This is a genomic window from Crateriforma conspicua (assembly GCF_007752935.1).
GTDB classification, from domain to species: Bacteria; Planctomycetota; Planctomycetia; order Pirellulales; family Pirellulaceae; genus Crateriforma; species Crateriforma conspicua.
Map to the genome: position 1 here is coordinate 6005433 of NZ_CP036319.1, position 23772 is coordinate 6029204.

General features: G+C 58.2%; 17 protein-coding genes. 8 read left to right on the forward strand and 9 right to left on the reverse strand.

Going from position 1 to position 23772, the window contains the following annotated elements; genetic code table 11:
* Positions 1-153: 153 nt before the first annotated feature.
* From Mal65_RS22015 to Mal65_RS22025, 3 genes are all read left to right on the forward strand, one after another.
* Positions 154-1992, forward strand: a complete 1839-nt coding sequence (locus Mal65_RS22015) for a TIGR03960 family B12-binding radical SAM protein (protein WP_145302690.1) — start codon at positions 154-156, stop codon at positions 1990-1992.
* Positions 1993-2188: 196 nt separating this feature from the next.
* The gene (locus Mal65_RS22020) at positions 2189-3472 is read left to right on the forward strand and encodes a putative DNA modification/repair radical SAM protein (RefSeq protein WP_145302693.1); all 1284 of its coding nucleotides are present in this window, start codon (positions 2189-2191) and stop codon (positions 3470-3472) included.
* Positions 3469-4938 carry a UdgX family uracil-DNA binding protein gene (locus tag Mal65_RS22025; RefSeq protein WP_145302696.1) on the forward strand — a complete coding sequence of 490 codons (1470 nt, stop codon included), beginning with the start codon at positions 3469-3471 and terminating at the stop codon, positions 4936-4938. The genes Mal65_RS22020 and Mal65_RS22025 overlap by 4 nt, the downstream gene beginning before the upstream one ends.
* On the opposite strand, the gene Mal65_RS22030 is transcribed toward Mal65_RS22025, so the two are convergent.
* The 4 genes from Mal65_RS22030 to hpnC all read right to left on the reverse strand — a co-directional run bounded on the left by Mal65_RS22030 (position 4929) and on the right by hpnC (position 11002).
* Positions 4929-7439, reverse strand: a complete 2511-nt coding sequence (locus Mal65_RS22030) for an FAD-dependent oxidoreductase (RefSeq protein ID WP_145302699.1) — start codon at positions 7437-7439, stop codon at positions 4929-4931. The two genes, Mal65_RS22025 and Mal65_RS22030, sit on opposite strands and share 10 nt — an antisense overlap.
* Positions 7440-7572: 133 nt before the next feature.
* Complete coding sequence (gene hpnE, locus Mal65_RS22035) at positions 7573-9006, reverse strand: hydroxysqualene dehydroxylase HpnE (RefSeq protein WP_145302702.1); 1434 nt, start codon at positions 9004-9006, stop codon at positions 7573-7575.
* On the reverse strand, positions 9003-9995 hold the full coding sequence (locus Mal65_RS22040; RefSeq protein WP_145302705.1) for a phytoene/squalene synthase family protein: 993 nt from the start codon (positions 9993-9995) through the stop codon (positions 9003-9005). The genes hpnE and Mal65_RS22040 overlap by 4 nt, the downstream gene beginning before the upstream one ends.
* Positions 9992-11002 (reverse strand): squalene synthase HpnC, encoded by a 1011-nt coding sequence (gene hpnC / locus Mal65_RS22045; RefSeq protein WP_145302708.1) that lies wholly within the window; start codon positions 11000-11002, stop codon positions 9992-9994. Before hpnC ends, Mal65_RS22040 begins: the two co-directional genes overlap by 4 nt.
* Positions 11003-11026: 24 nt before the next feature.
* Here hpnC and ispH point away from each other — a divergent pair, with 24 nt between their 5' ends.
* A complete protein-coding gene (gene ispH / locus Mal65_RS22050; RefSeq protein ID WP_145302711.1) occupies positions 11027-11983 on the forward strand; it encodes a 4-hydroxy-3-methylbut-2-enyl diphosphate reductase in 957 nt (318 codons plus the stop codon).
* Positions 11984-11990: 7 nt separating this feature from the next.
* On the opposite strand, the gene Mal65_RS22055 is transcribed toward ispH, so the two are convergent.
* Genes Mal65_RS22055 through Mal65_RS22065 form a run of 3 tightly spaced genes read right to left on the reverse strand, consistent with a single transcriptional unit; the run spans position 11991 to position 15479 of the window.
* Positions 11991-12920, reverse strand: a complete 930-nt coding sequence (locus Mal65_RS22055; RefSeq protein ID WP_165701454.1) for an alpha/beta hydrolase — start codon at positions 12918-12920, stop codon at positions 11991-11993.
* Positions 12921-12934: 14 nt separating this feature from the next.
* Positions 12935-14272, reverse strand: a complete 1338-nt coding sequence (locus tag Mal65_RS22060; RefSeq protein WP_196784374.1) for a 3-keto-disaccharide hydrolase — start codon at positions 14270-14272, stop codon at positions 12935-12937.
* The gene (locus tag Mal65_RS22065) at positions 14244-15479 is read right to left on the reverse strand and encodes a sulfotransferase family protein (RefSeq protein ID WP_196784375.1); all 1236 of its coding nucleotides are present in this window, start codon (positions 15477-15479) and stop codon (positions 14244-14246) included. The genes Mal65_RS22060 and Mal65_RS22065 overlap by 29 nt, the downstream gene beginning before the upstream one ends.
* Before the next feature lie 373 nt (positions 15480-15852).
* On the opposite strand from Mal65_RS22065, the gene Mal65_RS22070 reads away from it, so the two are divergent.
* The 3 genes from Mal65_RS22070 (at position 15853) to Mal65_RS22080 (ending at position 19581) form a co-directional block, all read left to right on the forward strand.
* A complete protein-coding gene (locus Mal65_RS22070; protein WP_145302716.1) occupies positions 15853-16197 on the forward strand; it encodes a MazG nucleotide pyrophosphohydrolase domain-containing protein in 345 nt (114 codons plus the stop codon).
* Positions 16194-18539, forward strand: a complete 2346-nt coding sequence (locus Mal65_RS22075) for a hypothetical protein (protein ID WP_145302719.1) — start codon at positions 16194-16196, stop codon at positions 18537-18539. Before Mal65_RS22070 ends, Mal65_RS22075 begins: the two co-directional genes overlap by 4 nt.
* 103 nt (positions 18540-18642) lie before the next feature.
* Positions 18643-19581: an ABC transporter ATP-binding protein gene (locus Mal65_RS22080; protein WP_145302721.1), complete on the forward strand. Its 939-nt coding sequence runs from the start codon at positions 18643-18645 to the stop codon at positions 19579-19581.
* A gap of 34 nt (positions 19582-19615) precedes the next feature.
* Here Mal65_RS22080 and holA read toward each other — a convergent pair whose 3' ends face one another.
* Positions 19616-20665: a DNA polymerase III subunit delta gene (gene holA / locus Mal65_RS22085; RefSeq protein WP_145302724.1), complete on the reverse strand. Its 1050-nt coding sequence runs from the start codon at positions 20663-20665 to the stop codon at positions 19616-19618.
* A 212-nt stretch (positions 20666-20877) separates the two neighbouring features.
* On the opposite strand from holA, the gene Mal65_RS22090 reads away from it, so the two are divergent.
* Positions 20878-21477, forward strand: a complete 600-nt coding sequence (locus Mal65_RS22090; protein ID WP_145302727.1) for a hypothetical protein — start codon at positions 20878-20880, stop codon at positions 21475-21477.
* A 41-nt stretch (positions 21478-21518) separates the two neighbouring features.
* On the opposite strand, the gene Mal65_RS22095 is transcribed toward Mal65_RS22090, so the two are convergent.
* Entirely contained in the window at positions 21519-23588 is a 2070-nt protein-coding gene (locus tag Mal65_RS22095; protein WP_145302730.1) for a hypothetical protein, read from the reverse strand.
* Positions 23589-23772 lie beyond the last annotated feature (184 nt).

A 23772-nucleotide genomic window follows, 5' to 3' on the forward strand; every position in this document is an offset into this window, starting at 1 on the left:
CTTTGCGGTTGCATGTCGCGTGCGGAAACGCACAAACTTGCCGTACGTACAGCATTCAATAGAACGATCGCGGACGCCATGGCACACGGGGGTCAGATTCCTTCCGGACCGCTCGGCGACCGCGACCTTTAACTTCGACCACGGTTTGCCAACATGATCAACCAAACGCGACGTCGGTTTTTGGAATCCCAAATCTGGCCTCACGTTCAAACACCGGCACAGTATGTCGGCGGCGAGCGGAACATTGTGGTCAAAGATCACCGCGACGTGCGCGGCAAGTTGGCAATCGGCTTTCCTGATGCCTACACGATCGGCATGAGCCACCACGGTTTGCAAGTCCTGTACAGCTTGATGAACCGTCGCAGCGATTGGTGTGCCGAGCGGGTGTTCACGCCCTGGCCGGACATGGAAGCGTTGCTGCGTCGGCACGACGTGCCGCTGTACACGCTGGAAACGTTCACGGCGTTGTCAGATTTCGACGTCGTCGGGCTCAGCCTGCAATACGAAATCAGTTCGCCGAACGTGCTGACGATGATCGACCTGGGGGGAATCCCCTTGGAATCAAATGATCGCACGATGGCCGATCCGCTGTTGGTCGCCGGCGGTCCGTGCTGCCAAAACCCCGAACCGATGGCGGACTATTTCGACGTCATGATCACCGGGGACGGCGAACCCGCGTTGCCAGAAATTTGCGACTTGTGGCTGGAGCTGAAACAAAAATATCGTCGCGACGACGGCACCTTTGCCGACGGCGAAGACGGTCGACGTCAGCGTGCCGAAGCATTGGCCGTGGTGGCCGGTAAGTTGCCGTGGGCCTACGTCCCGCGTTTCTATCAGCCCGAATATGCCGGGGATCGCATCGTCGCGCTGAACCGGTTGCGTGATGATGTGCCCGAAACGATCGCCCCCAGCGTGATCAGCGACTTGGACGGCACCCCGTTGCCGACCGAACCCATCGTTCCTTACATCGATTGCGTGCACGACCGAATCGCGATTGAAATCATGCGTGGCTGTCCCCACCTGTGCCGGTTCTGTCAAAGCACGGTCATCAAACGACCGCTGCGAATCCGCGAAGTCGAAACCATCGTCCAAGCGGCCATCGATAGCTATGAAAGCACGGGCTACAACGAAATCAGCATCCTGTCGCTGTCCAGCAGCGACTACCCGCACTTTGAACCGCTGGTTCACCGTTTGCACGAGGTGTTCAAACCTCTGGGCGTCAACATCAGCGTCCCCAGCTTGCGGGTGAACGATCAACTTCGAACGCTGCCCCAACTGATCGGCAACGGGCGACGCAGCAGCATGACGCTGGCACCGGAAGTCGCGCGCGATGACATGCGTGAACAGATCCGCAAGAAGATCAAAAACAGCGACCTGATCGAAGGCTGTCGCGTCGCGTTTCAAAACGGTTTTGAAAGCGTCAAGCTTTATTTCATGTGCGGCTTGCCTGGCGAGCGAGAAATCGACCTGGACGGCATCGTCGATCTGGCCGAACAGATCGCCACCGTCGGCAAAGAAGTTCGTGGCCGTTATGCCCGCGTCACCGCCAGCGTGTCCAATTTCGTTCCCAAAGCCCACACGCCATATCAGTGGAACGGAATGCAACACCGCGATTATTTCCACTGGGCCCACAAGTACATGCGACGTCGCTGCAAAATCCGCAGCGTCAAAGTCAAATGTCACGACGTGGAAACCAGCCTGCTCGAAGGCGTCCTCAGCCGCGGCGACCGACGCACGGGCAAGGCCATCCGTCTGTCCTGGGAACGTGGCGCTCGCATGGACGGCTGGACCGAACACCTGGATGCCGATCGATGGTGGACCGCGATCGAAGACGCCGGCATTAACGTGGAATCCCAAGTCCACCAGCCCTATCAGATGATGGACAAGCTGCCCTGGGATCACGTGAACGTCAAATTCGGCCGCGCCTATCTGGAAAAAGAACAGGACCGATCGACCGTCCAATTGGCCGCGATGGCAACCGTTCAGTCGTAAGGCCAAGTCGTCTTTCGGACCAAGGTTCAAACCGCCCTTCGCCGCGGCAAACCGTCCCGAAAACGCCGCTGCGAAAAAACTGAACATTTGACCACATCGCAGTTTTGCGTTACGGTCAAATGCGGTTAACCAAGGTTGCCGCGAATGGTCGGCGATCGGCACGACGGATTCACAGGCGACGGGGAAAACGGTTGACGTGACGGCGAAGGATCTATCTGGAAAGTTGGCGATTCTGGCGGATGCCGCCAAATACGATGCCTCGTGCGCCAGCAGCGGGTCACGCCGCGAAAGTCGTGGCGGGCTGGGCAGCACCGAAGGCATGGGGATTTGCCACAGCTACACCCCCGATGGACGCTGTGTTTCGCTGTTGAAAATCTTGCTGACCAATTACTGCGTTTTTGATTGCCAGTACTGTGTCAACCGCATCAGCAGCGACACGCCACGTGCGCGTTTCAGCGTCAACGAAGTCGTTCGATTGACGATGGATTTCTATCGACGCAACTACATCGAAGGTCTGTTTCTTAGCAGCGGCATCATTCAATCGTCCGACTACACGATGGAACAGATGTTGGACGTCGCGCGGACGCTGCGCGAACGAGAGTCGTTTCGCGGCTACATCCATCTCAAGACCATTCCTGGTGCCAGCGACGATCTGATCCAACAGGCGGGCACCTATGCCGACCGCCTGAGCGTCAATATTGAGCTGCCCACCGAAGCGGACCTGAAACGATTGGCACCGGAGAAGAAGCGTCCCGAGTTAGAACAGTCGATGAATCGGATCAAGGTGAAACGTGACGAACACGTGCGTGACCAAAAGGCTGGATTCAAACATGCCGGCAAATTCGTACCGGCCGGGCAAAGCACTCAAATGATCGTGGGTGCCACCGACACGTCCGACCGACAAATTTTGGATACCAGCAGCCACCTGTATCAAACGCACGCAATGCGACGTGTCTATTACAGTGCCTTCAGCCCCATTCCGCACGCCGATTCAAGGCTGCCCGGAAAATCGCCGCCATTGGTTCGTGAACATCGTCTGTACCAGGCGGATTGGCTGATCCGGTTCTATGGTTTCGATGCCGAGGAATTAACCACCGCCGAATCGGCGAACTTGGATTTGCAAATGGATCCCAAGTTGGCGTGGGCACTGCGGCATCGCGATCGCTTTCCGGTGGACATCAATCGTGCCGATCGCGAAATGCTTCTTCGCGTTCCCGGTATCGGCAGCCGAGGCGTCAAACGCATCCTGCAGACTCGGCGACATCACAATATTCGTGACGAAGACCTTGCGGCGATGGGCATCGTTTACAAAAAGGCTCGGCCGTTCTTGATCACCGCGGATCGAAATTCCGGCCCTCTGTCTTTGGATTCGCCTTTCCTGCGAAGCCAGCTTCGTCCGTCACAGCGGCAACTACGTCTTTTCGATGATGACCCGTCCGCCGACGATGGGACGACATCACGGTTGGAGGTCCTGCCGTGACGGCCAGTGAAGAACTGATGTCCGTCGGCGCGACCCATTTTGACGATTGGCGAAACACGGCTCGCCGGCTGGTCACCATCGGATCCCATCCGTCGACGGTGCGTTGGATCGACCAGCGGGGCGATGACGCTTCGAAACAAAAGGACTTGTTCGGAAACGTGGCGGGCCCCGATGTCGGCAGATCGCTTCCAGCATCGGACGCCCCCGATTCGCTCCCGTCCCTGCGTGTGCCGGGAAAGTTCATCCAGTGGGCCAAAACCATCGCCAGTCACAGCGACCCAGGACGCTGGGAATTGCTGTACCGCCTGCTGTGGCGAATGACTGGTGGCGAGCGACATTTGTTGCAGATCGCATCGGACCCGGATGTCCGTCGGGCGGCCCAAATGCACTCCGCAGTCCGGCGTGACGCTCATAAGACCAAAGCGTTCGTTCGATTCCGAAAAACAATCGACGACGTCGGCGAATTGTTCGTCGCTTGGCATCGTCCGGATCACTATTCCCTTGACCTGACCGCGGACTTTTTTGCTCGGCGTTTTGACGTGATGCGTTGGACCATCATGACGCCACGCCAATCGGTTTACTGGGACAACCAAACCCTTCACTTCGGCGATGGATCCCCTCGCAGCGATGCGCCGGACCATGACCAGTTGGAAGAGCTGTGGAAGACGTATTACGCCCACATTTTCAATCCAGCTCGTATCAAGCTGGATGCCATGCGAGCCGAAATGCCCAAGAAGCACTGGCCGACGATGCCCGAAACGTCATTGATCGATGACATGCTTCGTGATGCGCCACAGCGAGTCCGACAAATGGTGCGGCACCAGGAAGGCGGACCAACCGCTAAATCGTTCTTGCCAACGTCCGATCGAACGCTGGCATCGTTGTGCAACGCGGCGTTGGTCTGTGAAAGTTGCGAATTGCATCGGGATGCCAGTCGCGTCGTCTTCGGTCGTGGTCCGGCCGACGCCAAACTGGTCATCGTCGGCGAACAACCGGGTGACATGGAAGATCGATCCGGCGAACCATTCGTCGGCCCAGCGGGACAGCTTTTGCGTCGAACCATGGCCGACGTCGGGCTGGACGCCACACAGGTCTACATCACCAACGCGGTGAAGCATTTCAAATTCAAATTGCAGGGAAAACGACGATTGCACGTGAAGCCGTCCTCGCGTGAAATCGCCGCATGCCGGCCTTGGTTGGAAGCGGAACTGGACGCGATTCGTCCCGCGATGATTTTGTGCCTCGGCGCAACCGCAGCATCAGTCATCAAAGGACCGAACTTTCGCATCACTCGCCAGCGTGGCGAAGTCGACAAATGCGATCACGCCAAGTGGGCGATGGCAACGTACCATCCGTCAGCCTTGCTGAGGGTTCCAGACGAACACGCCCGCGCACGAATGATGGCCATGTTCACCGAAGACCTTCGCCGAACCGCGGAACACCATCGGATTTTGAATCAGTCCTGAAGTCCGATTCTTTCGGCGACGTTGGTTGCAGCCTTTGGGTTGTCGGCCTTTTCCATCCACTGGGCCAAATCAACCGCGGCTCGATCAATCGTGTAGTGACGCAAGACCTGCCCGGCCAATGCCTGGCCCGATAAGAACGCGGCTTCCACGTCGTGCCCCAAACACCAATCGCCACAGACTCCCAACCGTTCGGTCGGTTCCCACAAACATTCGTCATCAAGCGCTGATGCGACCCCCGAGAACCGCCACAGGTGCGCGTCCAAGTGGCGTACGCGATCAAACTTGCTACCGGTCAAGTCACGAAGACTGTCCAACAGCATCGATGCGACCTGGTCTTTGGGTCGATCCAAATTTGCCAACGTCCACTCCGACGACGCATGCACGACCCAACTGGTTGAACCAGTACTCGCGTGATCCGGCTTGGACGCTTGTCGGGTGACCCAGTGCAAGGGGCCGTCGGTCACGATCGCCGCGTCATACCCGATGGTGTCAATTTCTTGATCGCACCCGAACATTGCCGCCCAGCATGGCTGTGGCTTCACTTGTTGTGCCCTTTCCGCCAACGTCGGCGAAACATCAACCAGCAATTCAGCGGCTTGCGGTGGCGGGCAGTTGACCAGAACCACATCAAAATCACCGAACACATTCCCAGACGCATCATGCAATTGATAACGCTGGTCGTCCCCACCGCGGATGCGACGGATTCGAGTACCTAGATGAATGTGCAAGTCTTTTGCCAGATGCTTCGCCAATGCATTCATGGTGGGCGTCCCGACGAATCGTGCCGGTGGCTGTCGACGCTGCACCGATCGCCCTTGACCGTCCAAGCAAACAAACCGTCCCAACCATGCTTGCACCAGCCCATCTTGTTGCCAGCTTTGGACATGCTTGGCAAAACGGCCGTCGCGTGCCGTAAAGCACTGGGCACCATGATCGAAACACAACCAGCGACCATCCACCTCGGCACGTCGTGTGGCCAATCGCCCGCCGACGCCCCGAGACTTGTCGAACAAAGTCACCGTCATCCCGTGGTCCATCAGCGTGCGCGCGGCGGTCAGTCCTCCCAACCCCGCACCAACGATGGCCACCTTGGGCATCGAACGTGCGATCGGGCGTCCAACGACGTGGCAGTAACGGTCCAGATTGATACGGCTTTGATGTTCCTTGGTGGACCGATAGCGGACTTTCCCAAAACAGGGTTGGGGTGGATCGAAAGGACGATCAAACTGACCAAAGCACCACAAGATGCCGCCGTAGCTATTGGGATCGCGTCCGTCCAATGCATAGCGATGATTCAAATCCGTACACAGCTGCAGTGCTTGTTGCGAATTGTCGGTCCACGGGATGAACGCCTTTCCCCAAGTCATCCGAACGTTGTTGTGCAATTCGCCGTGACGCAGCAGACTTTGCTGACAAGCGTCCCACAGTGAATCGCCGGTGCGTCCGCGTCGCAGCGTTTCCCAATGAAATCGTTCTTGCCGCGTATCGGTTTCATGTTGCTGTAAAGTTTCCGTGCTCCAGTCCGGAATCACTTCCATCGTGTCCAGTTCATCTTGGTGGAAGTAGCAGTAGTGAAACGACAACTCGCGCCAGATCAACAATTCGTCCAGATACTTTTTTGCATGGTGCTGATCGGCTTCTCGTGCAATACGGAACGGACTGACCATCCCGTAGTGCAGGTAGGCACTCATACGGCTGACCCCCAGCGGGTCGGCGGCGTCGTTGCGGCGATCGGAATAGGCGTTCAATCCCGATCGCTTGAATTCATCCCAGCGACGGTACCCTTCACGCGACCCGCCTGGTGTGTCAGCGACCGGGGCCACGCCGTGATCGATCCGGCACTGACCGATCAAATGCGCCAAATCGGCATGCCGTAAATCGAATGGTTCAAACGGCAGAACATCATCGAACATCTGGCAATCGGCGACTTGGTCCACATACGGCTGCTTCACCGCATCGCGAAACATCGCTTTGGTCTTGGACCGAAATTCGAACGCACGAGTCGACGCCTTTGAAAAGCTGCCCGGCGAAACCAAACAAGCTGTGTCGACACAGGCGATCGGGGTGGTCGTGATGCTGGCCAGACGTTCTAGCCAGCCCGTCAGTGGTGGAACCGGTGTCTCTTCGGTCACCAAAACGGCCGCCCGCCGGGTCAGGTCGCGCAAATGTGGGCCACGGTTGCCCTGACGCTGCAGATGAAAGGCATAACGAATTCCCCGGTCTTCCATCTGTCGTTTCAGGTCACGGGCCCCTTGCAAAATGAAAGCATGATGCCGATCCGACGCGTAGGGATACGTTTCGCACAGGCCGTGGTAGACCAACAGCGGCAAACCATTCTGACGTGCCAGACAAATGGCAACGTCCAAAGCCGGGTTTTCGTGGGCTCTGCAGGCATTGTGCAGCCAATACAGCACCATTTCACCCGGTGGTCCGGCCGTGCCTTCGGGATGGACTTGCCATCGCGTGCGCACGTCAAGATGCGACGGCAAGTGAATATCCATACGCGGGCTCCGGTGAACGAATGACAATGACAGCCTCAGAACTACCGTCAGTCTATGGCAACGGCAATCACCCCTAGCCGGCGGAAACACGTCCACCAACGCGTATCGCCACGATTGCCCCTCGAAAGCGAGACTAGGAACTGTTGGAAAACCAACGATACAGCCGGCCGGGGGGCAAATCTGGCGTCAGTGGTGACGGCGTCATTCCAAATCGCTGGGCGACGCGTGCCGCAGCCATGCGCCCACTGCGAACCGCTCCTTCCATCGTCGATGGCCAGCCGGTATCGACCCAGTCGCCTGCCAGAAATAGACCATCAACGGGTGTGTCGGTGGCCGGCCGCAATTCCTGAACCTGGGGAGTCACCGAGAAAACGGAATTTGGGTCGGTTACAACGCGATGCCGCAACAGTTTGGCATCCCGCGCGGCTGGAAAGAAGTCTCGCAGTTCCTGCATCACATGCGAAACCAACGCGTCTTTCGATTCGCCTGCAATATCCACCGCACCACTGATCACGACCTGGTGATAAAACACCGGAGTTTCGCGAATCAAATCGTCGGTCGAATGATGCTTGGTTTCTGCGATCGGTTCGCGGAACAACCATTGGGCCAACGTCCCCACCAACACCACGTGCGGCAGCGTTGTGATCGGTCGGTCTAGCCAAAGATGGATTCCTGTGATCGCGCTGGATGGAATCGATGTAAACCGGGTGAACCAATGCTGGCCACGGTCGTTATCCATTTGCCAATCGATCTTTGCCATCTGATGCCAGGGCACCGCGGCAATCACCGCATCAGCCGTCTGCTGTTCGCCGGCCGTTCGAATCTGAAACGGGCCATCACTGCGGACAACCGTTCGCACCGGAGCCCCTCGCACGACATCGACCCCGTTGCGTTGGATCCGTTCGGTTGCCTGAATCCCAAACAACTCAGACAACGGCATTGCGGGGACCCAGACATCGGACGCATCGGGATGCGACGCGAAACCATCCAGAATCACTTTCTGTGCAGCATCCGCCGCCGCGTTTCGTGTGTGTTCACCCAACGCACTGACCAGGATCACATCCCAGAAACTGGCGATGCAAGCATCGTCCTGTCGGTTGCGAATCAACCATTGCTTGGCCGTCAGTTGTCGCAAGTCCGACTCCGGCGTTCGCATCAAACGCCAAACCCCGTAAGCGACACGACACTTCTGGGACCAGGACAAATAACTTAGCCGTCCGAACGCTCCGGCCAGATGCAAAGGTGGCGGGATTCGGCGAGATGCCGCAAAGCGACTGCTGCCGCTGCGATGCAAAAACGTCAATTGATCGTACACGCGGAAATGCCGATCCAAATCCATCCGCCGGACAAAGTCGATGAAGTTTGTACAGCACCCCATTGCGACGTGCTGGCAATAATCAACGGTTTGCCCGGACGCCGAATCATGGAACGACCCTGCGCGACCACCCGTTTGTCGTCGGGATTCAATCAAACGGATCGCCACATTGTTGGCCCCAAACCGGGACAACGATTCGGCAGCGGCCAAACCCGCCAAACCACCGCCAATGATGGTCACCCGCGCGGTCATGTTTTGATCGATGGTTCGGACCGCATTTGCAACTCCGCCGGCGGAAGCGGCAGACGACGGTACCAGGGCCGCACCAAATGCCCCAACGCCAACGACCAACGATCACGTCGACTTAACCGAACCCGACGTTCGGCCACCGCCCCTGGGTCTTCGGCGATCTGCTGCAACAAACGTCGATAGGTTCGCCACATCATGCTGAACATCGGCTTGCCGTCGTCGTGAATGCTGTCCCACAACTCCCAGGAACTGTCGAACAGACGTTCTGCGCGGCAAATTTCATCGCGAATCAGACATTGAAATCGATCGTCTCGGCGTGGCGACAACAAATCATCTTCGCTCAGACCGTGCTGTTCATAGTGTTGGCGAGGCAAGTAGATGCGGCCGCGTGAAGCGTCTTCTTTGACGTCCCGCAAAATGTTGGTCAGTTGAAATGCCAAGCCACAATCGACCGCGGGTCGCACCGGCAATGGAGAATCGAATTGCCAGATGTGCAAGCACGCCAATCCGACCGCCGATGCGACCAGATAGCAATAGTGCTCCAGTTGTTCAAAAGTATCAAAGCGTGTCTTTTGCTGATCGGCCATCACGCCATCGACGATCTCCAGCAGATACCGCGATGGAATTTCGAATCGCTGTGCCGCGTCACGAAGCGCTGGCAAGATTTGGACCGCCACGTCGGGCAGACCGGATGGGATGGGATCCACATCACCGGTCGGTGACCTTGGCATCTTGGGCGTGACCAACGTGTCTTCGCCGATAAGGTTCAACGCAACCGTTTGTCGCCACCACGTCAACGCTCGGGACCGAAGTGCGACTGGTTCGTGGCTGTCGCCCACGTCATCGGTGATCCGTGCAAACGCGTACAACGCATGCATGGCATTTCGTTTGGTGGCTGGCAACAACCAAAACGAACGATAAAAGTTGCTGCCGCTGCGTCGGGCGATCTGCTTGGCACAACGATAACTGGCTTCAATCGAATCAACCGTCACAACGCCCCCCCGCCTTTATCGGTTCCGGCGACCGACGTTCGATCCGCTTCCCGCGGTGACACCAGGTTCAGTTGCGGTCGCAACATCGACGCCAGCATCAAACGAAATTGCGTGGCTTTGCCGACAATCGGACGCTCCGCCAAGACGTCGTAGTCGATCGACGCGATGGCATCCAAGGTTGCCAGACCACCCCGCACAAAAAGCGACAGGTCGCGTGCCAGCCACGACGGAACCCGATCAATCAATTCGGCCCCGTCGACGAAATACCGTCGCGTTTGATCACACTGGAACTGCAGTAGATCGCGCAAAGGTTTTGGCGTCCGCTCGGCGTGCAACATTTCGGAATCAACACCGAAGTTTCGCATGGATTGCTGGGGCAGATAGACCCGTCCGATGTCGCGGTCGCGTGCAACGTCTTGCCAAAAATTCGCCAACTGCAACCCGGTACAAATCAAATCGGACAGCCTTGCATTGGTCTCGTTCAACGCCCCGGCAAGGGCCAGCACCAATCGCCCGACCGGATCGGCACTCCGGCGGCAATACATCAACAGATCGTCCATGGTTTCGTACTGACGCTGGCTTTGGTCTTGTCGAAACGCATCCAACAGATCGTCGAAAGGTCGTCGAGGCAATTCAAAGGCCCGAATCGTGTCGGATAGCGCGACGAAAATTCCGGTGACCGCACGACCGTCATAAATACGCGAAATCTGATCGGCGTATCCTTCCAATCCGGCCAGTGCCGATGTCGTATCAGGCGACTGGTCGGCCAAATCGTCGGCCGTCCGACAGTAAGCGTACACATCGAAAAAGGGCTGACGCAGTCGTCGCGGCAGAAACACCGATGCGACGACGAAATTTTCATAATTGGATCTCGCAATTCTGCGGCACCGCTGACGCGATTGTGCCAACGTCAACGGACCGTCCGGGTCGGTCCATCCACATTCCGGGTTAGACGACTCCCCGAATCGACGGTTATCCTGGCCGGTGGTGGACGGACCCGTCTTCATTCGCCTTTCCTTTTCGAGCAATTGATGAAAGTTATCCTGGCTGCCCCACGTGGATTTTGTGCCGGCGTCAACATGGCGATCGAATCGTTGGATTTGACGCTCCGCAAATTCGGTCCGCCGGTGTATGTGTACCACGAAATCGTGCACAACCAGCATGTCGTGGAAACCTTCCGCGAGAAAGGCGCGGTGTTCGTTGATCACGTCGACGAAGTGCCCGATGGTGGCGTGCTGATGTTTTCCGCTCACGGTGTCAGCCCCGAAATCCGCGACCAGGCCCGCCGGCGGAACCTGCATGCCTTGGATGCGACTTGTCCCTTGGTCACCAAAGTGCACCTGGAAGCCATCAAGTACGCCAAGGAAGGGTACACAATTTTGCTGATCGGACACGAAGGTCACGACGAGGTACTTGGCACCATGGGCGAAGCCCCCGAAGCCATTGTCTTGGTCGAAGACGAAGACGACGTGGACCGCTTGGAATTCGCCGAAGGCACGAAACTGGCCTATCTGACGCAAACCACCCTAAGCGTTGACGATGCCAACCGAGTCATCCGACGTCTGCGGCAAAGATTTCCCGAGATCCATAGTCCGCCGAAGGAAGACATTTGCTACGCCACGCAGAATCGCCAGGAGGCCGTCAAACTACTGAGCGAAGAAGCCGATGTCGTGCTGGTTCTTGGCAGCCAAAACAGCAGCAACAGCCAACGCCTTGCCGAACTTGGCCGTGAACGAAACAAAAAATCCTATTTGATCGATGGCCCACAAGACCTGTCGAAAGACCAGTTTTCCGATGACGACGTGATCATGATCACCGCGGGGGCCAGTGCCCCGGAATCCGTCGTCCAGGCCACCATCGAATGGCTGAGCGACAATTTCAACGTCACTGTCGAATCCCAGTCGGTTCGGGAGGAAGACGTCCATTTCCCGCTTCCCAAACCACTGCGTCCATTTGCCAAGCAATTGGCCGGAGAATCCCAATCCTAGGGCCGTCCTACCGCGGCGCGACACCGTGGCGACGCAAGAAACCGTCGATATCATCGACCACCCGCAAGATCCACTCCGGACGATTCCAATGCCCGTGTTTGGCATCAGGGTGAACGATCAATTCGACCGGCCGCTGCAGTGATCGCATTTTGTCGCGTGACGCCTGATTCCGTTCCGGTGAATCTAGGGATCCACAGATAAACAGTGTCGGTGGCATCGTCGCGTCAATCTTTTGATGCGCATCGGCCAGTTGATAAAGGTCCCGCTTTTGATCAACGTCGCCGCCGATCCAGTTGACCGCGTTGCTGTTTTCCGGATCTGACTTGGAACGTTGGGCCACCGATCCGGTCAGCATTTGCAGGGGGCCGGCCATGATCACCGCCGCGTCCAGATGCGTGGAAACGCCATCGATTGCCCCGGGATGACGCAAACGAGGTTCATCGTCACCCGCCGCCATCAGCCCGACCAAATGTCCGCCCGCCGAACCGCCCACGGCCGCCAATCGTGTTGCGTCCAGACCGTATCGCTCCGCCGAATGCCGCAAAAATGCCACCGCCGCATTGCAATCCCGGATGGCAGCCGGAAAACGGGCTTCACCGCCCAAGCGATACTCCACAGCTGCCGTCGCATACCCGCGCTCGGCGAATCGCAGAGACAAGGCACGAAATTTTTCCTTGTCCCCCTTTAGCCATCCGCCGCCGTGCACGACGACCAGAATCGGCGGGGGCGCATCCGCGGCGGGGCGAAACAAATCCAAGTGCAGCTTTCGCCCGTCAACTTCGGCGTACACCACATCCAAATCGGCAGTGATGTTCTTTGGGATCGTCGTCGATTTTGGGGAAGACGTCGCGGATTGCGCGGAAACTTGCCGGCCGGCGTCCCCGGCCATTACGACCGACAGCAATACGACGGCAACGATGCCTAGATTTCGGTTCATCGGGGACATTCGCATCACGGTGTATCCAGCGATTTGATTTTCAGTTGGCTGTAGGTTGCATCCGTTGTCTCGTCGTGTCCCTGGATCATGATCGTCCCAGGATCCAAACGCAGACCTCGCCGTGGATTTTCGTCCGGATCACGATCGTCGGTCACATCACTGACCTGCAATCCGTTGACCCATGCGGCGATACGGGGGCCACGCGTGGTCAACAGAATCACGTTTTTCTGCTTCGGCTTTCCGGCAACGATGCGAGCGTCTTGGCGGCGAAAGATCCCACCGACGCCACAATCGGCCGGCTTCAACGGATTGCCGTCGATGATTTCGTTGCTGACCTGGCATTCGTATCCCATCAATTCATCGCCGGGGATACAGCGGAAAAAGATGCCGGAATTGCTGGTCGGTTCATCCATTTGATACTCGGCCAGCAAATTGAAATCGGCAAAGCGTTTTTCTGTTTCCAGTTGTGTTTTGCCACCTTTCACCCGCAAACCGCCTTCGTCGGTGCGTTTGAATTCGCCCGACATTTCCGGGTAGGTTTTCCAGCCGTCCAGGCCTTCACCCAGCATGCTTTCCAGCCCCAGCGGCCGCAGCTTGACGTCGCGGAATTCGATTCGCCCGCTGTTCTTCTGCAGCCCGATGCGTCCGGCAGCCAACGGCTCGGGATCGGTGTATTCACACACCACTTCGCCGTCCAAACGGACCGTCAGTTGATCGCCACGCAGCACCATGTTCATCGTGCGCCACGTGTCAAACTTCTGCTGGACGTCGACCTTTTGGCGTTGCACGACGCTTGCCGTTGGAAACGGATTGTCGTCCGGCGCGATGTTGACCTCGTAGCAATCGCTGCCCGGATCATCCACTTCCAAAGGTGTCCGTAAAAACACGCCACTGTTGGTCGTGGGCGTCGCTTTGAACTGCACCGACAGTTCGTAATCGGCCCAAGGAATGGATGTACAAAGCAGGCTGACTTCGCCCTGATCGGCGACCAACGTTCCGTCTTCGATTCGCCAGTTGGCGTTGCCAGCGATGTCCCAGCCGAACAACGTGTGGCCGTCGAACAATCGGATCCAGCCTTCGGATGCTTCCTCCGGTGTCAGGCAGGCGGCCAGCAATTCGTCCGCGGTGGCCTCGTATGCCTGGGGCGCGTAAACCGTCGGTTCGGCATCGGATTGCGAAGCGGCCGAATCTTCCGCGGGCTTTTCGACCGTTGCGGTGTCCCGGCGACATCCGATGGCAACACCGAACAACACTATCACGACAAGCAATACATGCCGGTGGGACGCGGGTCGGTTCGCGATCATCTGCATTCCCATCACCATCTCAAGTTGTTTCCACATTGTGCGATTCATGTTCGGGCCGATCGTAGCCGTATCGTCGAAAGTATTCGCCCCAACGATCCAGCAAGACCTTTTCGGTCGCGGCATCCAGACGGTGCCGATTGGTTTGATAGCCGCGGTGTTCCGTCTCGGCCCATCGGCAAAAGTCTTCTTCGACCGAATCAAAATCGGCCAGACGCAATGTGTCGTAGATGTGCCGCAACGATTCGACGGGATCGGCCACCAGATCCTCGTAACGCATTTCGATCAGACGCTGCGAAGGCACTTGTTCGCACGCGTCAAAATACGCTTCGTACATCCGCTGAAAACAATCCAGCACATACTCCTGCATCGCGGGTTCGTCGCCGTTGGGCGACTGCAGGGCTTGGGCTTCATCCAAACTGCGCCACAACCGACAGGTGGAAGGAAACAGACTGCGGGGATCACGCGTCAGGTGAATGAACTTGGCATCGGGAAACTGGCGAGCCAGCATCGCAAGCCGTCCGGTGTGCGTGGGACTTTTGACGATCAACGGTCGTTGGGTCGCCACCGAAACACGCAGCAAGAACCGACGCAACGTTTCCAGCCACTGGTGCCGGGCCGCATCGTCGACGTTCCAAAACGTCAAATAGTCCAGATCGACTGGGGGTTCATTGGGAAACGCGATGCGTCGATACGGCGACGGCAAGCCCAAGTTCATCAACGCGAATTCGTCTTCCTGGGGACGGTCCCATCCGGCCGCCATGTTGTCCATCGGACGTTTACCGGGCAGCAACCATTTGAAAAACTTTCGAAAGAACCATTCGGAAACCAGAAAGTGGCTGGGCGCAAAGCACTGGAACGTCGAAGGACTGCTGAACCGTTCGTCGCGGACCAGCAATTCGTGCAGCAAGGTGGTTCCGCTGCGCCAGTGCCCGATGATGAAGACGGGTGCCGATTGAAATTCGGCTTCGCGAACCTTCTTGGCAAAGAAAGCGGATTCCACACCGGCAAGAATCGTGTTGACCGGCGTCGCCAGCGAAACGCTGATCGCCATCGGCCAACGTGACGGGGAGAGCCGGAATTTTCCACCGCGCAGCAAACCCAGCCATCCGCCCGGTCGCATCCCATGCCAAAAACGAGGGGAATAGAACGGATAGCGATGGAATTCCTGGCTCGGCGGTTTCGCCTGGTCAGAAGTCGTGGTCGTCGTCGGTGCGTCAGCTGACGGCAGCGACGTGGGGGAATCGGTGGGGGGCAACGGAGACCGATCGGGTGAGAGATTTTCGTGCCGATGGAGTCGGAGCGGCAGATTTTACGAAACCAAACCGTTCTAACCAATGTATCCACCGTTGGGATGGGGGATCGGCCAAACCGACGCCTGTCGAAAACCAGGTCTGACCGTAGCAACGACTTCACACGAATCCTTCCCTTCGGCCCCGCAAGGTGTTCATCCCGATATTTCCCGCCTCCGTTCCCCCGCGCATCTCGCATCCCCGCCTCGGTTGGAACTCGGCGGGCGATTACACTTTCGCACAGCGATGTCGCAGCGTGCCGAACATTTGTTCCGTCAATTCAGGGCCGCCCCGCGACAATTCGTATCCCCATGCGGCTTTTCCGATACGACTGGTTTTATGAGCTCATCGACGTCCCCGTCCGATTCCACCCGCGGCGAATCTCTGACGTTCGCCGATTTGCAGCGTCACATCCGTGAAATGTACTTCGAAAAAGACGTTCAACGGGGCGTCGATGGCACCTTCATGTGGTTGATGGAAGAAGTCGGGGAACTGGCTGCGGCACTGCGTGGCGATGACCGCGAGAACTTGGCCGAAGAATTCGCCGACGTGATCGCCTGGCTGGTCACGATCGCCAACGTGGCCGACGTGGATCTGACGGCCGCACTGACCCAAAAATATGGCCGTGGATGCCCCGGATGTCGCCGGCTGGTCTGCGAATGTCCCCAAGGAGAAAAGCCGTGACCGGTCGACTGCTGATCGCGGTCGTGTGCTTGGCTTGCTGGACCAGCCTTGCGATGGCCGATGTTTCCGATCCCGAGTCTTCCGATTTGGACCAGAGTTCCGGTTCAATGCCCGCCACGGCGGCGGATTCGGCTGGTCCCTTGTCGGTGGGCATTCAAGGTCGCTATCGCCTGGGCCGCTGGACGGCGGTCCGATTGGCGTGGGACCGGATGACCGTTTCCGGCGGCGGTGCAGCGAATGATTCGTGGACGCTGCAGACCCCCGATGCCGACGGCGTACCGGTTCGCTACCGCGTGGCCGACGCGACACAACCACACTGGGGTTATGTCATCCCGACCGGCGAAGCGGCACCGCTGGACCTATTCGTCAACGATGAAACAACACCGTCGGCCACCACGCGATTTCCCTACCTGGGGGCGCCCGCGAAAGAACCGTCGCTTGTTCCCGAATCGATGCCTTGGGTAGTTGCCATCGGCGATCCACTGGACGTCGACACGATTGGTGCCAATGAACTGTTGAACCGCGAAGCCCAACTGGCGGTTTGTTCCATCCAAGATGCCAATGATCTACCCGATCGATCACTCGGATGGTCGGGCGTCGACCTGCTGATGATCAACGCCAGCGGTGTGGAGGTTTTGACCCAGTTGTCCGAATCCCAACAGAACGCCATCGTCCAATGGGTGCGGACCGAAGGCGGCAACCTGTTCCTTTGCCTGGGTGAACGATCCAAAGACATCATCAAAGCCGCGCCCTGGCTAAATCGCTTACTGCCACAAGCCTTGGTCGACGCCGACAACGTGACCCTGAACCCCGCGGCCTTGGAAACCTTCACCAACAGTCAGAGTCCGCTGGACGCTTTCGATGGCATTCGGATTCCCGGCGGCGGCGGGTTCGCGTTGATCACCGGTCGTACCAGCCGACGCGTGGCCGCGCGAATGGCCGTGGAGTACTTTTCCGGTTTTGGGCATGTCACGGTGATCGCCGCAGACCTGGACACCTCCATGTTCCAGCAATGGCCCGATCGACTGGATCTGATCAAGCGATTGATGCCACAGATCCTGGACGATTCGACCAGCGAAACCAACAACAATCAAGTCGCGGGTTTCAGTGATCTGGCCGGCCAGGCGCGTTCAACCTTGGATCAATTCAGTGTGAAACGATCCTTCGGTTTCTCGGTCCTCTCGCTGATCCTCATGGGGCTGATCCTGTTGATCGGTCCCATCGATTACCTGGTCATCAATCGCTTGGTGGGACGTCCACTGCTGGGCTGGGTGACGATGCCTTTGGTCGCGATCCTGTTTTCGGTGGTCCTTGTGTACCAAGCGAGACAGGTTCCCCCGGCAAATTCGGCGAACACCGATCGCGATCCCGATTCAAGCACGTCGGCGTCCGGCGTTGATGTCGGAAATACGAATTCGGGCGAAGCGTGGAACCACTTGGAAATCACTGACATTGATTTGGCAACGCGTTCCGGACGTGGCATGTCTTGGAGCGTGCTGTACAGCCACGACGGCGGCATCTTTGACATCGACGTCAACGCCTCCGATGCGCTGAAACAAACAACGCCCGACATCGGTCGTTTTCTGTGTCGGCCTTGGGGACAAGCCGGACGAGAATTCGGCGGCATCCAAATCGAATCGGACACCGGGTTGCCCCCGTACACAAATCAAATTCGGATCGCATCATCGCCGCCGGACGATTCTGTATCGCGTCCCATGCGTTCGGAACTGGAAAGCGTTGGCATCGCACCACGCAGCAGCAAATCGTTTGGTGCCGGATACACGTTTGACATTGCTACCGATGACGAACCGATCACGGTGCGTCGTCGCAAAGGCAGCGATTTGCTGCAGGGTGATCTGGCCAATCCATTACCGGTCGACCTGTTGGACGGGATGTTGGTGTATCGCAATTGGGCCTATCGGTTGCCGACGCGATTGCCCGCGGGCGGCCGGATCGAACGCCTGGATGAATTGCGCCAAGAGAATTTCCGTTGGCATCTGACACGTCAAAAGACGTTGGAAAGCAACAGCGACGCCCAACCGTGGGATGGTTCGGACTTCGGTAATCTGCCACGAGTCACCGAAATGTTGATGTTCCACGACGTAGTCGGCGGATCACGCTACACCGGACTGACGCACGGTCCGCTGGGCCAGTTGGATGCCAGCCGATGGCTGGTGGATGACCGCTGCGTGTTGATCGCCCGACTTGCCGATTCGATGACCGACGTTTCCTGGACCCCTGCGATGACTTCGGCAACGAAGACCAACAAATCCGACTCGGTTCCCGAACCGCAACGCGGCATTTCCATGGTCCGCGTCGTGATCCCCGTTCAATCCCAATAGATCAACCGCCTCGGTATCCATCGTCCGGGCGAGCCAACGGGCAACCGAATCGCCAATCCGAATCCCGTCCCTCATCACACCGCCATCCGATCGGCCCATCATCGTGATCAAGACCGTTGACCTGACGAAGAAATATGGCGACGCGTTCGCCATCCACAGCATCGACTTGAATTTGGCTCCCGGCGACTTGTTTGGTTTCATCGGCCCCAATGGCGCCGGCAAAACGACAACGATGCGGATCATCGCAACGCTGTTGGAACCCAGTTGGGGTGAGGCCTACGTGTGTGACCACAGCGTTCACACCCAGCCCAAGGAAATACGTCGACTGGTCGGTTACATGCCCGACTTTTTCGGCGTCTATGACGACATGACGGTCGTCGAATACCTGGAATTCTTCGCCGCGTCGTATCGCATCAAGGGAACGGATCGCCGCAAACGTGTCGACGAGATGTTGGACATCGTCGACCTGGATTTTAAACGTGACGCCTATGCCAACACGCTGTCCCGAGGCCAAACCCAGCGGTTGGGTCTGGCACGGACGCTGTTGCATGACCCCCAGGTCTTGTTGCTGGATGAACCATTGAGCGGCCTGGATCCGCGGGCTCGGATCGAAATGCGGAACCTGCTTCGCAAACTGGGCCAGTTGGGAAAAACGATCATCGTCAGCAGCCACATTCTGCCCGAACTTGCCGATGTGTGTAACAAGGTCGGTATCATCGACAAGGGCGAAATGAAACAAAACGCGACCAAGGACGAAGTGATTCGAATGGTCCGCGAACACACGGTTCTGGAAATCCAACCATCGGCCCGTGATCAGATGTCACGAATCGGCGAATTGCTGGAGCACCATGACAAGATCCAAGGCATCGAAACCGGCGACGACATGATGCGTGTGGTGCTGAAACGCGATGTTACCGACTACGCGGATCTGCCGCGTTTGTTGATTGAAAACGGAGTCGACCTGAAACGCTTTACCGAAGAAGAACTGGACTTGGAATCGGCCTTCATGGCATTGACCAAAGGCACCAGCACACGGATGTAATGGCGTTGATCCTGGGCCGTCTCAGGCCAGCAAATCAAACCTTGGCCAGTCGCAGAACAAACTGTTCCAATAACATTCGATCACGACCTTCTTGGCTGTGGGTCCCCTTCAAACGCAGGTCGGCATCCAACAACCAAGGCAGCAACCGATTGGCTCGTTCACGGCCTAACGACTTCAGCTGCTTCTTTGCACGTTGAATGTCGCCCGGTCGGTGAATCCCCGCCGCCGAAATCGCGTCTTCCAACCGCCATACGCGGCCTTCCTTTTCGCGGTGCAACACCACCGATGTCGCCATGCCCAACCGCCGCAGCCACCATGCGATCTGGGGCAACAATGCAATCGGTCGTTGTCCGCCACTGATCAACTTGTCCAGTTGACGCAACGCTTCGGCCGCATCACCAGCCGCAATTGCGTCGGTGATTTGCCAGATGGTTTGGCCCTGCCAGCCGGCCACAATCTTTTCAACCAACGCTTCATCGATCGTGTCGCCGGGATCCTGATAAACAGCCAGCTTGGCGATCTCGGTTTCCAACATGCCGATTTCTTCGCCCAGCATTTCGATCAGACGATCCGCCGCTCCGGCGGCCAGCTTGCACCCGTGGCGACGCGCGATGTAGCCGGTCAGAAACTTGCGACGCCCCGCAGCGGTCACCCCCAGTTTCTTGTCGGGTGAACTGGAACAGACGACCAACAGATGATCCTTCACCACCGCCTTGTAAATCCGCGTGTTACTGGCAAGCGATCCCAGTTCCAAGACGAAACGATTCGCAGAGGACGGCCGCGCGACATACGCCTCCAGTTCGCCGCGGTGTGCGGACAAAAACTTATCCGCGTCACGGACCACGATCGTTCGCTTTTCGCCCATGTCGAACAACGATGCGGTTTGCAGATCGTCGCGCAAGTCATTCCATCGCACCGCCTCGCCGTCAAACTGCGTGCGATCTCCTTCACGCGACAGTCCACCGATCACCCAAGACCGCAACGTTGCATCGCCGCCCGAGACGACGACGACGTCAGGAAGCTCTTGCTCGCCACCGGATGATTCGTTCTCGGGTAACCATTCAAATGCGTGCCGAACAGGCATGAAGACCTCGCGTTTGGGACTTACATCGGGGACTCGACACACACCAAGCGACGCCCGAGAGTGCACGGTAGCGGCGAATCATCCCGGCACGATAGCGACTTTTTCGGTGATGGGAACGTCTGTCCGTATTGGACTTCCGTCGCCCCTAGCCAGTTGCCCACCCCCCGGCATTAGCTACAATCAAAGCGTTCGGCAAAACCCTGGGGGAAACAATGGCTGTCCTGCTGGTATACCTCGCCTTGGTAACCTTGTTTTGCGGCGCGATGGTTTGTGGCATTCGCCGTTCCCGATCGGGCGCGTCTTGGTCGCGGCATGACGAACCGACCGAGCAAGTCACATCGCGGACGCCGTCCACGAATTCGATTCTTGGGCTTTTCAGCGGTCTGTCGATGTTGCTGATGTTCTTCGCGGTGTCGCTTTCAACACTGTTGATCGCGGCTGATCGCTTTTTCATGCCTTTGGAACTGGCCGCTCGGATTCCCATGGAATCTGGTTGGGATCCCGCCCAGTGGAAGACCAATCTAAGCACCGGCCCGCATAACGTCAGTCAAAGCTACACCCACTGGCGAATTTCCCAAGGGGATTCCTCCACGGACGCCAGCCGGCAAAAATCGTGGCTGTTGATGGCGTTTCCAGTCATCGTCGCAGTGGCGTTGCTGATGCTGCTGCTGTTTCAACAGATTTCGAAGGGATTCATCCACGCGGCGACCGAGGACTGGGTCCGACATTCAGCGGAGGAAGAACTTGCCGACATTCGTTCGGCCTATCACCGCAACAACTTCCACCGACGCCAGCGATATTCCAATCGATGACCCGCGGGTCGGACCGAACATCGGTCACAGGTGCCGGAATCTCACTTGAACGATGCGCTTGGCAATCGACCCGCGGTCTGTTCGCGGCGGTTGATCGGCGTGACCCCGCCAAGCGTGCGGAAACCACGAATGCGTGCCCGAGGTGCCAAGCCTTGGGTGTCGATCGGGTCGGGCAGGGCATAGGACGTTACGTTCCCCGCCAAATCCGTTGCCGTCACACGCAAGTACAATTGGGGCGGTAAGCCTGGATCGGCCGGCCAAACATAGGGGCCGTCCGGTCGCAATCCGGCAGCGATCGTCGTCCAAGGTCCTTCGGCCTTCGGCGCAAAAGACAGGGTCACCGGCCGCGCCGAAAGGTGTTCGTCACCGGCGTCATATTGGATGATCAAACATCCGGTCGAATCGCCATCGCCATAACGGGCACCACCAATGCGAGTCGTCGGCGAAGTCGTGTCGACAACGACATTGATGTCCGCGGATTCACCGGCCAGCGGTGTCGGGCTGCTCAGCCCGCTGGACGCGACGACAACGATGCGGAAGCCGAACAAACCTTCCCCCTTGGTTTCAACGTCAAAGGGACTGGCAAGGTCGGGATCTTCACCCCACTTTTCCCAGGACTGTCCGCCATCGATGCTGCCCCAAAGTTCCACCGCTTTGATACCGTTGCTGCCAACCGCTTCCAGTTCATAGTCCAGACTGAATCGCGGTGAATCGCTGTAGCGCACCGGGGCATCCACGGGGGTTGATGCGAAGGGCACGAAGCTGGCATCCGCTTCATTGGTCACACCCCCTTGCACCGGAGCAGGATTCGAATCCACCCTAGCGGACTGATACGTTTGATCCGGTGTGCTTTTCTGATCCACCGGCGCTGTTCCGATCGGACGCATGGCTTCTTGGACGCTACGCGGTTTCTGCATCACTTGTGCCGGATCCCACTGGCGATCCACACCGCCGGCAGCTTGCCAGCGCCGGAGCGCGGACTGGCCGGGGCCTTCCAAATCTTCGGACGCGGGCTTGGCCGATTCTGGGATGGCCGGGGCCAACGCTCCCAGGCTGGGACCATTCAGCAACCGTGACTGGGTGATTTCCTCGGGAGTCGCCGGTGGCGGCAACGCGGCCGAATCGCCAGAAAATGCCCCTGAATCGCCCGTGTTTCGCGGCACAGCAGCGTTCGATCCGCCGATCGGCACGGCGTGGATTCGCCGGGTGATCGGCACGCCGACCGAACGAACCGGCGGATTGGAGTGGCTGGAGACGTCCGATGCCACCAGCGCATCAGTCGTCTGGCTGCTTTCGGCCAATCGGGTACCCGGCCGCTGGGCCAATCTCGGTCGACGAATGACATCACTGACGTGGGTCTTGTGCCCGAGCGAATCCATCGCTGAAACGCGAAGCGTCATTCCCCGCCAATCACCCGACACGGGAAATTGAAACTGGCTGGTGCCGCGTCCCAGCGTCTGGTCCACTTTTTGCCATGCGGGCGCACCGTCAATGAGGTATTGAATCAGGACGCCCTGAATCGCCGAGGCGTCATCGATGCGAACATCAGCGCGAACTTGGCCGTCTTCGGTCGCCTCCGCGCTGAGCTCAATGACCGGGCCGGTGGTGTCCACCAGGACCTGGACGTCCGGCCGCAACTGTCCCGGTGGCGACAGGCGGCCATCGGAATCCAACGTTCGAATGGCAAAGAAATAACGTCCGTCGCTGGGGCTGGTGACGTCGAACGCTTCGGCCGGAAACGCTTGCCGGCCAAGCATTTGCCACTGCAGGGCCGACGGTTGCGGCGTGTCATCGTCTGACACCGACGCCACGTACAACTGAACTTCCGCGGGCGCCGGCTGGTCTTGGCGAACCTGCACAGGCAACGAAAAACTACGTTGTCCCACCACCGCGGCTTCGACCGCACCGGCCGGATCCGGCGATCTGCCGCTGCCTGGCATCACCGTGGCCGCCGTGCTTGCGGGCAATACAGCGTCGTCTGATCCGGGCGTTTGCGCGACCGCGACGCCGCCAGCCAATGCGACCGCCGCTACCAAACAACGGACGAGCATTCGAGCCGCAACCGACCACCGGCCGACGTTCAGGTCACCAACCACGACATCGGCGTGCATCTTTCCAGCAGGTTTCGCATTCGATAAGACCATTGCCACGGGCGGGTCAATCTTGCATTGGGACTTGAACATTCGACATTTGGCGAAAGACTGTGACCCATCGCGGATTCCAAACGCACGGGACCGGGGGCGGCGCAGCCGGCTGACCCACCGCACACTTGCGGCTACGATCCATGAATCGTGG